We start from the raw sequence: 13,114 nt of genomic DNA on the forward strand, positions 1-13,114 counted from the left end.
AGCCCGCAGCCCGCAGCCCGCAGCCCGCAGCCCGCAGCCCGCAGCCCGCAGCCCGCAGCCCGCAGCCCGCAGCCCGCAGCCCGCAGCCCGCAGCCGTGGTCCGCGCCCCCGCTACCTGGCGCTGCACCGCGCTACACCTCGCGTCTCTTCCCTCTCACTGCGACGGCGTCACCCCCCCCCAGCCCCCACGCGTCACCTCGGCGGACCGGTGGAGACGTCGAGACCAGCGGCCCCGGTGGCGGCCATAGGGTCTCCCGGCCGGCGAAAGCCGACCCAGCGCCCAGACCGCCCCGACGGCAAGCACGACCGCCCCCGTTAGCGCAGTCCCCGTCGGCGCGGCCCCCGTCTCGTCGGCTGTTGGCTCCGGCCGGTCGGGACCCGTATGGCCCAAGGGCCCGGGAACGGGGACGCCGATGACTGGGAGCAGGCGCGACGGGCCGCCGCGGATCATGGGCGGGGGCAGGAGCGAGAGCGGGTCCAGGTATGTCTTCCCGCGACGCAGGCCCCAGTGGAGGCATGGCGCCCGGCAGTGGAACGGGCCGCGTTGCAGTACCGCGACCGGCTGGCCTGCCGTGATGCGTTCTCCCTTACGGGCCGTGGCGCGCACGGGTTCGTATGTGGTGCGTAATGGGGGTCGACCCGAGCGGGACAGCTCGATGGTGAGGACGCCCCGGCCGGCGACCGTCCCGGCGAAGGCGACCCGCCCCGGTGCGGCCGCCCGCACCGTCGCGCCGGCCGTCGTTGCCAGATCCACGCCGCGGTGACCCGCCGCCCAGGGCGACGGTGGCGGCTCCCAGCCGCGTAACACCGTGGGCCGTAATCCCGCTGCTCCGTCCACAGGCCAAGCCCGGTCGGTCGCTGACGCCGACGCTGACCGCTCAAGCCGTACCGCGCCCCGCCCCGGCACGCGTTCCACCCGGCGCGCCGCCGCGTGTTCCGTCCTGCTCTCCACCCCACGTTCCGAAGCGAAGCCCGCGGATGTGGAGACCCCGGTGGTGGACGCGGATCCCAGCCCGAGCAGCGGCACGGAGAGCGCGGCGGCCAGCGCGACGGCCAGGGACGCACTCACACCACGCGCCGGGAAGAAGCAGCTCGGCCCGTACCTGTCCGGCTTGCCTCGCGGCGGCGGGGGCCAGAAGGGAGATGAGGGACGCGGCATCCCTCGCGGTCGCGGCGCACCGGACCGAGGCCGTCGGCATCCGCCTCGTCCTGGGAAGCCAAGCGGGCCAGCAGCACCAGAAGGCCCAGGCGCGCCGCATAAGCCAGCCGGGCTGGCAGGCCCGAACTCCGCCCCCAACCGACGCCACCCGCGCCACCCGTTCCACCCGCGCCGTCCACCCCACCCCTGCAATCGCCGCCCCGCCCCCGTGCCGCGGAAGATCAGAACCGACCTTGAATTTCCTCGCATGTTTCGTGGCATGTGTCGACGGTGGCGTAGTCCGCCGCTGCGTGGGGATCTTGGTCGGAAGCTGTGGATTACCGGCCGGTTGTGGACAACGGTGTCACTCGCGTGGGGCTCGAAAAGGTGCGCGTCGCCCGGTGCGTCGGCAGTCCCGTACACTTCTTATGGCGATCCGGGTCACCGGGTCGACTTCGCACGCCCCGCCATCAGTGCACCAGTCCCTTTCGGGCAGCACGGTGGCCGCGCTCCTCGGTCCTCGGAAGGTTCCGCAAGGTTCCCTCCTCGGCAGGCGCGTCGGGGCGTCAGGCACTGCGGCCGGCCGGTCGCAGTGAAACCGAGAAACACAAGGAGTACGGCCATGGCCGTCGTCACGATGCGGGAGCTGCTGGAGAGCGGCGTCCACTTCGGGCACCAGACCCGGCGCTGGAACCCGAAGATGAAGCGCTTCATCTTCACCGAGCGCAACGGCATCTACATCATCGACCTGCTCCAGTCGCTGTCGTACATCGACCGCGCCTACGAGTTCGTCAAGGAGACCGTCGCCCACGGCGGTTCGGTCATGTTCGTCGGCACGAAGAAGCAGGCCCAGGAGGCCATTGCCGAGCAGGCGACCCGCGTGGGCATGCCCTACGTGAACCAGCGCTGGCTCGGCGGCATGCTGACCAACTTCTCGACCGTCTACAAGCGCCTGCAGCGCCTGAAGGAGCTCGAGCAGATCGACTTCGAGGATGTGGCCGCCTCCGGCCTCACCAAGAAGGAGCTCCTCGTCCTCTCCCGCGAGAAGGCCAAGCTGGAGAAGACCCTCGGCGGTATCCGCGAGATGCAGAAGGTGCCCAGCGCCGTCTGGATCGTGGACACCAAGAAGGAGCACATCGCCGTCGGTGAGGCGCGCAAGCTCAACATCCCGGTCGTCGCGATCCTCGACACCAACTGCGACCCCGACGAGGTCGACTACAAGATCCCGGGCAACGACGACGCGATCCGCTCCGTCACCCTGCTCACCCGCGTGATCGCCGACGCCGTCGCCGAGGGCCTCATCGCCCGCTCCGGCGCCGCCACCGGCGACCAGAAGCCGGGCGAGAAGGCCGGCGAGCCGCTCGCCGAGTGGGAGCGCGACCTGCTCGAGGGCGAGAAGAAGGCTGACGACGCGGCCCCCAAGGCGGAGGAGGCCCCCAAGGCCGAGGCTCCCGCCGCCGAGGCCGAGGCCGAGGCTGAGAAGCCGGCCGCGGACGCCGAGCAGGCCTGACCTCAGAACCGGTTGATGACGGCGGGGGCAGGCGCGACCAGCGCCGCCCCCGCCGTCCACCCGTAGATCTTTCGACTTCGAGATTTCGAGAAGAGATTCACAGACCATGGCGAACTACACCGCCGCTGACGTCAAGAAGCTCCGCGAGCTCACCGGCGCCGGCATGATGGACTGCAAGAAGGCCCTGGACGAGGCCGAGGGCAACGTCGACAAGGCCGTCGAGGCGCTGCGCATCAAGGGTCAGAAGGGCGTCGCCAAGCGCGAGGGCCGCTCCGCCGAGAACGGCGCCGTGGTCTCCGTGATCGCCGGCGACAACACCTCCGGTGTCATCGTCGAGCTGAAGTGCGAGACGGACTTCGTCGCCAAGGGCGAGAAGTTCCAGGCCGTCGCCAACGAGATCGCCGCGCACGTCGCGAAGACCTCCCCGGCCGACATCGAGGCCCTGCTCGCCTCCGAGATCGAGGCCGGCAAGACCGTCCAGGCGTTCGTGGACGAGGCCAACGCCAACCTCGGCGAGAAGATCGTCCTGGACCGCTTCGCGCAGTTCGCCGACGGCTTCGTCTTCAACTACATGCACCGCACCATGCCCGACCTGCCGCCGCAGATCGGTGTCCTGGTCGAGCTGGACAAGGCCGACGCCGACGTCGCCAAGGGCATCGCGCAGCACATCGCCGCGTTCGCCCCGAAGTGGCTGTCCAAGGAGGACGTGCCGGCCGAGGTCGTCGAGACCGAGCGCCGCGTCGCCGAGGAGACCACCCGCGCCGAGGGCAAGCCGGAGGCCGCGCTCCCGAAGATCGTCGAGGGTCGCGTCAACGGCTTCTTCAAGGACGCCACGCTGCTCGGCCAGCCGTACGCCCTGGACAACAAGAAGACCGTCCAGAAGGTCCTGGACGAGGCCGGTGTCACCCTGAAGCGCTTCTCGCGCATCAAGGTCGGCATCTGAGCCTGCCACGAAGGCAGCGAATGACCTGCGACCCGCTAGGGTCGTACGCAGTCGGCCGCTCACCGGCCGGCCGCAGATGTGACGAGGAGGCCATTGCCGCAGAGGGATCTGGACCAGACCCACGGCAATGGCCTTCTTCGTATGTGCACGAGGAGAGCTCAATGAATCACGGTGCCGACGGCGCGGACACAGACAAAGCCGACAAGGGTGACAGGCGACGCTTCCTGCTGAAGCTGTCGGGCGAGGCGTTCGCCGGCGGCGGCGGACTGGGCGTCGACCCCGATGTCGTGCACGCCATGGCCCGCGAGATCGCCGCCGTGGTGCGCGACGGATACGAGATCGCCATCGTGATCGGTGGCGGCAACTTCTTCCGCGGTGCCGAACTCCAGCAGCGCGGCATGGACCGGGCCCGCTCCGACTACATGGGCATGCTCGGTACGGTCATGAACTGCCTGGCCCTCCAGGACTTCCTGGAGAAGGAGGGCATCGACTCCCGCGTCCAGACCGCCATCACCATGGGCCAGGTCGCGGAGCCGTACATTCCGCTGCGTGCGGTGCGCCACCTGGAGAAGGGCCGGGTCGTCATCTTCGGCGCCGGTATGGGCATGCCGTACTTCTCCACCGACACCACCGCCGCCCAGCGCGCCCTGGAAATCGACGCCGAGGCCATGCTGATGGGCAAGAACGGTGTGGACGGGGTCTACGACTCCGACCCCAAGAAGAACCCGGACGCGGTCAAGTTCGACGCCCTGGAATACGGCGAGGTCATCACCCGTGACCTCAAGGTCGCCGATGCCACCGCCATCACCCTGTGCCGCGACAACAAGCTCCCGATCCTTGTCTTCGAGCTGCTTACCGAGGGCAACATCGCGCGCGCGGTGAAGGGTGAGAAGATCGGCACGCTCGTCAGCGATCAGGGCACCCGGGCCTGACGGCCCCAACTGCCGCGATTCCGTACGGGCATCGGCCTGTGCGGGCGGCAACTCCCGGCCGTGGGAAGACCTCGGTACGGGGATGGACAACCGCCTGCCGGTCGGACACCGTGCAGGAGAAGACGCGCGGCAGGGGCGAGGCTCTGCTTCTTACCGAAAAGACCAGGAGCAAGTGGTGATCGAAGAGACCCTCCTCGAGGCCGAGGAGAAGATGGAGAAGGCCGTCGTGGTCGCCAAGGAGGACTTCGCCGCGATCCGCACCGGGCGTGCGCACCCGGCGATGTTCAACAAGATCGTGGCGGACTACTACGGTGCCATGACGCCGATCAACCAGCTGGCGTCGTTCTCGGTTCCCGAACCGCGGATGGCCGTGGTGACCCCGTTCGACAAGAGCGCGATGCGCAACATCGAGCAGGCGATCCGCGACTCCGACCTCGGCGTCAACCCGAGCAACGACGGCAATATCATCCGAGTGACGTTCCCGGAGCTGACCGAGGAACGCCGCAAGGAGTACATCAAGGTCGCCAAGGCCAAGGGCGAGGACGCGAAGATCTCGATCCGTAGCGTCCGCCGCAAGGCCAAGGAGACCCTCGACAAGCTCGTCAAGGACAAGGAGTCCGGCGAGGACGAGGTGCGCCGCGCCGAGAAGGAGCTCGACGACACCACCGCGAAGTACGTCGCGCAGGTGGACGAGCTGCTCAAGCACAAGGAATCCGAGCTCCTCGAGGTCTGATGAACGAGTCATCCTGGGGAGTCCCGCCCGGCGCCGGTCAATGGGGACCACCCGACAGGGGAACTGCCCCCTCGCTCCGGGCGATGCCCCCCGCCTCGGCGAGCCCCCTGCACGACGGGGGCGATGCGGCGCAGACTCGGCCCATGCCCCTCGTGCCCGGCGCAGGCGGACACCAGGACGACGCCCGGGACCACCGGGACATCCGGGACCACCGGGACGACCGGGGGGCTGCTCGACTGAGCGGCCCCCTGTTCCGCGACGAAAAGCCGCAGGAGCCCATGCCCACTGCTTTCCCCGGTTCTCCCGGGCACGACAGCTCGCAGGACTCGGACAAGCCGAAGAAGAAGAGCGCGGGACGCAATTTGCGTGCCGCAATAGGGGTCGGCGTCGGTCTCGGCGCGGTCATCCTCGCCTCGCTCTTCTTCTACAAGCCTGTCTTCATCGGCGTGATAGCGATCGCCGTTGTCGTGGGCCTGTGGGAGCTGACCTCGCGGCTGGCGGAACGCAAGGACATCCGGGTGCCGCTGGTGCCGCTCGCGGTCGGCGGCACCGCCATGGTCGTCGCCGGGTATGTGCGCGGCGCGGAAGGCGCGTGGGTGGCGATGGCGCTCACCGCGCTCGCCGTGCTGGTCTGGCGCATGACGGAGGCGCCCGAGAACTATCTGCGGGATGTCACCGCCGGTGTGTTCGCGGCGTTCTATGTGCCGTTCCTCGCGACGTTCGTGGCGCTGATGCTCGCGGCCGAGGACGACGGGCCGCAGCGGGTGCTGACGTTCCTGCTGCTGACGGTCGTCAGCGACACCGGCGCGTATGCGGTCGGCTGGCGGTTCGGCAGCCACAAGCTCGCGCCGCGCATCAGCCCTGGCAAGACCCGCGAGGGACTCGCCGGCGCGGTGCTGTTCGCGATGGTCGCCGGCGCGCTGTGCATGGAGTTCCTGATCACGGACGGCGCCTGGTGGCAGGGGCTGCTGCTCGGCCTCGCGGTCGCGGCCAGCGCCACCCTCGGCGACCTCGGCGAATCCATGATCAAACGCGATCTCGGCATCAAGGACATGGGCACGCTGCTGCCCGGCCACGGCGGCATCATGGACCGCCTCGACTCCCTGCTGCCGACCGCGCCGGTGGTCTGGCTGCTGTTTGTGATCTTCGTGGGAGCGGGCTGAATCGCCCCCAGGTACCCTGGAAGGGCTCGCTGCCTGTTGCAGCGGGCCCTTTTCCTGCCCCGCGGCTGCGGGGACGGCCCCGTGAGGTCTCCGGGTTCAGGCATCGTCCAGCCGTTGGCTCCGCGACAGCGGAGATCGTCCGGCCCATCGCAATGAGGAGTTTCCGCCCATGGCACCGCCCGAGCCTGGTGTGCTGACTTTCGTCGCCCCCCGCGGCGCCAAGCAGCCCCCGCGGCACCTTGCCGATCTCACCCCGGCCGAGCGCCGCGAAGCGGTGGCCGCGATCGGCGAGAAGCCGTTCCGCGCCAAGCAGCTGTCGCAGCACTACTTCGCCCGTTACGCGCACGACCCGGCGCAGTGGACCGACATCCCGGCGGCGGCGCGCGAAAAGCTGGCGGCAGAGCTGCTGCCCGACCTGATGAACGTGGTGCGGCACATCTCGTGCGACAACGACACCACCCGCAAGACCCTGTGGAAGCTGCACGACGGCACGCTCGTCGAGTCCGTACTGATGCGCTACCCGGACCGGGTCACCATGTGCATCTCCTCACAGGCCGGCTGCGGGATGAACTGCCCGTTCTGCGCCACCGGCCAGGCGGGACTGGACCGCAATCTCTCGACCGCGGAGATCGTCCACCAGATCGTCGACGGGATGCGGGCACTGCGCGACGGCGACGTCCCGGGCGGACCGGCGCGGCTGTCCAACATCGTCTTCATGGGGATGGGCGAGCCGCTCGCCAACTACAAGCGGGTGGTCGGCGCCATCCGGCGGCTGACCGACCCCGAGCCGGACGGGCTGGGGCTGTCCCAGCGCGGCATCACCGTCTCCACGGTCGGCCTGGTCCCGGCGATGCTGCGGTTCGCGGACGAGGGCTTCAAGTGCCGGCTCGCGGTATCGCTGCACGCGCCGGACGACGAGCTGCGCGACACGCTCGTGCCCGTCAACACGCGCTGGAAGGTGCGTGAGGTGCTGGACGCGGCCTGGGAGTACGCGGAGAAGTCCGGGCGGCGCATTTCGATCGAGTACGCCCTGATCCGGGACATCAACGACCAGGCGTGGCGCGGTGACCTGCTGGGACGGCTGCTCAAGGGCAAGCGGGTCCATGTGAACCTGATTCCGCTGAACCCGACGCCCGGCTCGAAGTGGACCGCCTCGCGTCCCGAGGACGAGCGGGCGTTCGTCAAGGCCATCGAGGCGCACGGCGTGCCGGTGACCGTCCGCGACACCCGCGGTCAGGAGATCGACGGCGCCTGCGGGCAGCTGGCTGCCTCGGAGCGCTGACCGCTCGCTGGTACGGTGTGGTCGAACAAATGCACATTCCGACAGGGGAGCGCCACAGCGCTGAGAGTGCGGAAGCGTCGTAGTCCTACGGTGCCCGCAGACCCTTGAACCTCGCCCGGGTCATTCCGGGTAGGAAGTTCGGTCGTCACTCATGCTGTTGCGCCCTGCCCGGAGTCCCCTCCGTACGTCATCGGACGTCGCGAGCCGCGGACACCGGGCGGGGCCGCGTCTCTTCCTGGCCAGCCAGGAGGAAATCAGTGAGCACCACCAGGAGGATCACCGCGACGGCCGTCGCCGCCGCGGTCGGTATGACGGCGCTCGCCGCATGCGGCAGCTCGGACGGCGGCAGCGCGGACGCCAAGACGGTCACGCTCGTCAGCCATGACTCGGGTCCCTCCGAGTCCGCCCTCGCCGCCTTCGAGAAGGAGAGCGGCTACAAGGTGAAGGTCCTGAAGGGCGGGGACGCCGGCAAGGCCGTCAACCAGGCGATCCTGTCCAAGGGCAATCCGCAGGGCGATGTATTCTTCGGCATCGACAACACTCTGCTCTCGCGCGGCCTGGACGAAGGCATCTTCAGCCCGTACCAGGCCGAGGGCTTGGACAAGGTCCCGGCCACGCTTCAGCTCGACAAGGGCAAGAACCGCGTCACCCCGCTCGACTACGGCGACATCTGCGTCAACTACGACCGGTCCTACTTCGACCGGCACAAGATCGCGCCGCCGAAGACGTTCGACGATCTGATCAAGCCCCGGTACAAGGGGCTGCTCGTCACGGAGAACTCCGCGACCTCCTCCCCGGGGCTCGCCTTCCAGCTCGGCACCATCGCCACGTACGGCGAGGAGGGGTGGCAGGGCTACTGGAAGAAGCTCAGGGCCAATGGCGTCGAGGTCGTCGACGGCTGGGAGCAGGCCTACAACGGGCGGTTCTCGGGCTCCGTGGCGGGCAAGGGCGACAAGCCGCTGGTGGTCTCCTACGCCTCCAGCCCGCCCTTCGAGGTGCTCGGCAAGAAGCCGGCGCCCAAGGAGGCACCGACCGGTGTCGCGACCGGCACCTGCTTCCGCCAGATCGAATTCGGCGGCCTCCTCAAGGGCGCGAAGAACGAGAAGGGCGGCAAGGCGCTGCTGGACTTCCTGCTGAGCAAGAAGTTCCAGGAGGAGGTGCCGCTGCAGATGTTCGTCAACCCGGCACGCGAGGACGCCAAGGTGCCGGAGCTGTTCACCAAGTACGGCGCGACGATCGACAAGCCGGCGACGCTGGCCCCGGAGACGATCACCAAGAACCGCGAACAGTGGATCAAGCAGTGGTCCTCGCTCGTTCTGAAGTAACCCGCGCTCTGCGCAGAAGGCCCTCGCGAGGAACGGCGGTGCGGCTCGGCCTGATGGCCCTGCCGCTCGCCTTCTTCGCGCTGTTCTTCGCCTATCCGGTCGTCGCGATCGTCGGCCGGGGGCTGAAGGACGGCGGACGGTGGCAGCTCGGCCGGATCGGCGAGGTGGTGAGCGATCCGGATCTTCTCCATGTCCTGTGGTTCACCGTCTGGCAGGCGGCGGCCTCGACCGCGCTGACCCTGCTGATCGCGCTGCCCGGAGCGTATGTCTTCGCGCGCTTCGACTTCCCCGGCAAACAACTGCTGCGGGCGGTGGTGATGGTGCCGTTCGTGCTGCCCACCGTCGTCGTCGGTTCGGCTTTTCTGGCGCTGGTCGGGCGCGGTGGGCTGCTCGACGACCTCTGGGGCGTACGCCTGGACACCTCGGTGTGGGCGATCCTGCTGGCACACGTCTTCTTCAATTACGCGGTGGTCGTACGGACCGTCGGCGGGCTGTGGGCGCAGCTCGACCCGCGTCAGGAAGAGGCGGCGCGGGTGCTGGGAGCCGGACGGTTCGCGGCCTGGCGGCGCGTGACGCTGCCCGCGCTCGGCCCGGCCGTCGCCGCCGCCGCGCTGATGGTCTTCCTCTTCACCTTCACCTCCTTCGGGGTGGTGCAGATTCTGGGCGGGCCCACCTTTTCGACGCTGGAGGTGGAGATCTACCGGCAGACCGCGGACTTCCTGGATCTGCCGACGGCCGCTGTCCTCACGATGATCCAATTCGCGGCAGTGCTGGGACTGCTGGCGCTGCACGCATGGACCGTGCGACGGCGGGAATCCGCTCTCCGTCTCGTCGACGCTTCGCAGACCGCTCGGCGGCCGCGCGGACCCGGCCAGTGGGCACTGCTGTGGGGCACGCTCACCGTCATCGCCGTCCTGCTCGTCGGGCCGCTGGTCGTGCTTGTCGAGCGGTCGTTCGCTGGGTCGGGCGGCTATGGGCTGACGTTCTACGACACGCTGCGATCCGCCGCGTCAGCCGACAACACCTTCGTCGTCGCACCGCTCGATGCCCTGTGGAACTCCCTCGCTTACGGGGCGGCGGCGACGGTGATCGCTCTGGTGGTGGGCGGGCTGGCGGCGGCCGCCCTCACCCTGCGGACGAGCTCGGCCGGGGGGAGCACTAAACCTGGTCGGCTCATCCGCGGTTTCGACGCACTGCTGATGCTGCCCCTCGGCGTCTCCGCGGTGACCGTCGGCTTCGGCTTTCTGATCACCCTCGACGAACCTCCGCTGGACCTGCGCTCCTCGTGGTGGCTGGTTCCCCTGGCCCAGGCGCTGGTGGGTGTGCCGTTCGTGGTCCGGACGATGCTGCCCGTCCTGCGTGCGGTGGACGGGCGGCTGCGCGAGGCGGCCGCGGTGCTCGGCGCCTCGCCGTGGCGGGTATGGCGGGAGGTGGATCTGCCGATCGTACGGCGGGCCGTGCTGATCGCGGCCGGCTTCGCCTTCGCCGTCTCGCTCGGTGAATTCGGTGCGACGGTCTTCATCGCGCGGCCGGACCAACCGACGCTGCCGGTGGCCGTTGCGCGGCTGCTGGGGCGCCCCGGCGAGCTCAACTACGGGCAGGCGATGGCCCTGTCGACCATCTTGATGGTGGTGTGCGCCGGTGTCCTGCTGGCCCTGGAGCGCATTCGCCCCCAGCCTCGGACAACCACGGCCAAGGGGACCCCCGTCACCGACCATCCCGGAGAGTTCTAGATGACGGCACAGGCCGACACCACGGCGCGGGAGCTGCTGCGACTGGGCGGAGTGACCGTCCGCTTCGGCACGTCCGGTGGGCACCTCGCGCTCGACGCGGTGGATCTGGACGTCGCCGCGCACGAAATCGTGTGTGTGCTGGGGCCGAGCGGCAGTGGCAAGTCCACGCTGCTGCGGGTGGTGGCCGGGCTTCAACAGGCCGATGCGGGGCGGGTGTTGCTGGAGGGCCGGGACCAGTCGGAGGTGCCCACGCACCGGCGCGGCGTCGGGCTGATGTTCCAGGACCACCAGCTCTTCCCGCAGCGCGATGTCGCGGGCAACGTCGCCTTCGGGCTGCGGATGCGCGGCAGCTCGCGCGCCGACCAGGAGCGTACGGTCGCCGAACTGCTGGAACTCGTCGGGCTGCCGGGTGCTCAGCGGCGCGCCGTGGCGTCGCTGTCCGGCGGCGAACAGCAACGGGTCGCGCTGGCCCGCGCTCTCGCCCCGCGCCCCCGGTTGCTGATGCTGGACGAGCCGCTCGGCCAGCTCGACCGCGGGCTGCGCGAACGACTGGTCGTCGAACTGCGGCGGCTCTTCCGCGAGTTGGGCACGACCGTACTCGCGGTCACGCACGACCAGGGTGAGGCGTTCGCGCTCGCCGACCGGGTGGTGGTGATGCAGGACGGACGGATCGCGCAGACGGGTACCCCATTGGAGGTCTGGCAGCGGCCCGCCACCGAATTCGTCGCCCGCTTCCTGGGCTTCGACAATGTGGTGGAGGCGACGGTGCAGGGCGAGGCCGCGGTCACTCCCTGGGGCAAGGTGCCGGTCCCGGAAGGTACTCCGGACGGGCCGTGCCGCCTGCTTGTCCGCCCGGCCGGTGTCCGGCTGACGCCTGCCCCGGAGGGCCTGCCCTGCACGGTCGCAGCCCGGACGTTCCGCGGCACCCACGTCGCCCTGCTGCTCCAGCCGGCCGCCGGACCGCAGGTGGAGGCGGCCTGCGCGCTCGTGGATGCGCCGGAGACCGGACAGAAGGTGGGCATCGCCTTCGCCGCGGAGGACGTAGTGGTGTTGGACGCCGCGCCGGAATAACGGCGCGGAATGTCGCTGCTGTGATGCCGTTCCTGTCAGGGCGGAGTGGGGCCGGGACCGTTCCTATGAGGAGCTGGCGCGATTGCTGGCCAGGGAGTGAGCGGGCTGGTCGGAGGCTCCAGAGGAGTCTCTGCCGGCCGGCAGAGACTCCTTCGGGTCGCCGGCCGACGCCGAGTCGTCCCCTGGCCGGGCACTGTCCTTCGCGCCCGCGTCCTCCCCGGTGGCCGGGCCGGACTCCGGCTCGCCGAACCAAGCGACCGCGACGGCACCGGCCACCGCCACCACGAAACCGAGGACGGCGACCCAGGCGAATCCTGGACGGGAGGAGTCACCCAGCCACAGCACCCCGAGGATGCCCGGGACCACGGTCTCGCCCACCACCAGAGCCGCCGTGGCGCCGTTCACAGAACCGATCTGCAGGGCGACGGTGTGGAGATACATCCCGCCGATTCCGGCCACGAGAATCGCGTAGAGGGCAGGGTCGCCGAGGAGGGTGGGCAGGTTGAACGGATCGACACCGTTCAGCACTCGTACGCCCACGCCGAGCGCGCCGAAGCCCAGGCCGGAGAGCAGGCCGGCGAGGATTGCGGCCCGTCCGCCGAGCAGGCGCACGATGAGGGTGCCGCCGCCGATGAGGACGACGGAGGCGGCCAGCAGCCACCAGTGTGTGGTGGTCGACGCATCGCCGCCGCCCTCCGGTCCCGCGGCCGTGGCCAGCAGCACCAACGCCGAACAGACCACGGCGATGGAGGCCCACTCCGGCCGGGTGAGCCGGATGCCGAGGAGCTTGACGCTGAGCACCGCGGTGACCACCAGGTTGGCGCTGATCACGGTCTGGGAAAGGAACAGCGGCAGCAGCCGCGCGGCCAGCGCACCGAGTCCGAACCCTATGAAGTCCAGCACCGTGCCGACCATGAATTCCCAGGTCACGGCGGCCTTGGCGGTGGAAGACAGGCTGGGGCCGCCGTGCTGGGTGACTCCTGTGCGGGAAGCGGCGGCCGCTTCCCGCTGGGCGGACTTGCGTGAACCCACCGCCTGCAGGACCGAACCCGTGCCGTAGCAGGCCGACGCCGCTACCGCCGTCAGAAGGCCGATGATCACCAAGAGCTCCGTTCGCGCACTGCCTGCATTACCTGTTCATTACCTGGCCTGGCAGACGCGCATTTCGGGATGGAAGTTGCCTCAGGAGGGCGGGCAGATATTTCGGTCGGCCAAAGGGGTGGTCAAAGGGGTGGTCAAAGGGGTCGGCCAAAGGGGGCGGTCACGGAGCGCGGGCCGAAGCGC

At 69.6% G+C, this 13,114-nt stretch carries 10 protein-coding genes, 1 pseudogene and 1 riboswitch; of the genes and pseudogenes, 9 read left to right on the top strand and 2 right to left on the bottom strand.

The genetic code is table 11. The features are described from left to right. Positions 1-154: 154 nt before the first annotated feature. Positions 155-850, bottom strand: a pseudogene (locus AB0I10_RS26965) (M23 family metallopeptidase); the annotation flags it as partial. Between the two features lie 910 nt (positions 851-1,760). Here AB0I10_RS26965 and rpsB point away from each other — a divergent pair. From rpsB to AB0I10_RS27010, 9 genes are all read left to right on the top strand, one after another. Then, positions 1,761-2,648: a 30S ribosomal protein S2 gene (rpsB, locus tag AB0I10_RS26970; protein ID WP_363155214.1), complete on the top strand. Its 888-nt coding sequence runs from the start codon at positions 1,761-1,763 to the stop codon at positions 2,646-2,648. A gap of 106 nt (positions 2,649-2,754) precedes the next feature. Continuing rightward, positions 2,755-3,591, top strand: coding sequence for a translation elongation factor Ts (tsf, locus tag AB0I10_RS26975; protein ID WP_363155215.1), 837 nt, complete (start codon positions 2,755-2,757; stop codon positions 3,589-3,591). 161 nt (positions 3,592-3,752) lie between these two features. Then, positions 3,753-4,523 (top strand): UMP kinase, encoded by a 771-nt coding sequence (gene pyrH, locus AB0I10_RS26980; RefSeq protein ID WP_363155216.1) that lies wholly within the window; start codon positions 3,753-3,755, stop codon positions 4,521-4,523. A gap of 175 nt (positions 4,524-4,698) precedes the next feature. Then, positions 4,699-5,256, top strand: coding sequence for a ribosome recycling factor (gene frr, locus AB0I10_RS26985; RefSeq protein ID WP_363155217.1), 558 nt, complete (start codon positions 4,699-4,701; stop codon positions 5,254-5,256). Further along, complete coding sequence (locus AB0I10_RS26990) at positions 5,256-6,419, top strand: phosphatidate cytidylyltransferase (protein ID WP_363155218.1); 1,164 nt, start codon at positions 5,256-5,258, stop codon at positions 6,417-6,419. The genes frr and AB0I10_RS26990 overlap by 1 nt, the downstream gene beginning before the upstream one ends. Before the next feature lie 169 nt (positions 6,420-6,588). After that, the gene (rlmN, locus tag AB0I10_RS26995) at positions 6,589-7,701 is read left to right on the top strand and encodes a 23S rRNA (adenine(2503)-C(2))-methyltransferase RlmN (protein ID WP_363155219.1); all 1,113 of its coding nucleotides are present in this window, start codon (positions 6,589-6,591) and stop codon (positions 7,699-7,701) included. A 33-nt stretch (positions 7,702-7,734) separates the two neighbouring features. After that, positions 7,735-7,855, top strand: a riboswitch (TPP riboswitch). A gap of 103 nt (positions 7,856-7,958) precedes the next feature. Next, positions 7,959-9,026, top strand: a complete 1,068-nt coding sequence (locus AB0I10_RS27000) for a thiamine ABC transporter substrate-binding protein (protein WP_363155220.1) — start codon at positions 7,959-7,961, stop codon at positions 9,024-9,026. A gap of 53 nt (positions 9,027-9,079) precedes the next feature. After that, positions 9,080-10,759 (top strand): iron ABC transporter permease, encoded by a 1,680-nt coding sequence (locus tag AB0I10_RS27005; protein WP_363155254.1) that lies wholly within the window; start codon positions 9,080-9,082, stop codon positions 10,757-10,759. Further along, on the top strand, positions 10,760-11,830 hold the full coding sequence (locus tag AB0I10_RS27010; protein ID WP_363155221.1) for an ABC transporter ATP-binding protein: 1,071 nt from the start codon (positions 10,760-10,762) through the stop codon (positions 11,828-11,830). It begins immediately after the preceding gene. Positions 11,831-11,893: 63 nt separating this feature from the next. Here AB0I10_RS27010 and AB0I10_RS27015 read toward each other — a convergent pair whose 3' ends face one another. Then, positions 11,894-12,931: a hypothetical protein gene (locus tag AB0I10_RS27015; protein ID WP_363155222.1), complete on the bottom strand. Its 1,038-nt coding sequence runs from the start codon at positions 12,929-12,931 to the stop codon at positions 11,894-11,896. Positions 12,932-13,114: the final 183 nt, after the last annotated feature.

Source organism: Streptomyces sp. NPDC050636, assembly GCF_040654775.1.
In the GTDB taxonomy this organism is placed as follows: Bacteria; Actinomycetota; Actinomycetes; order Streptomycetales; family Streptomycetaceae; genus Streptomyces.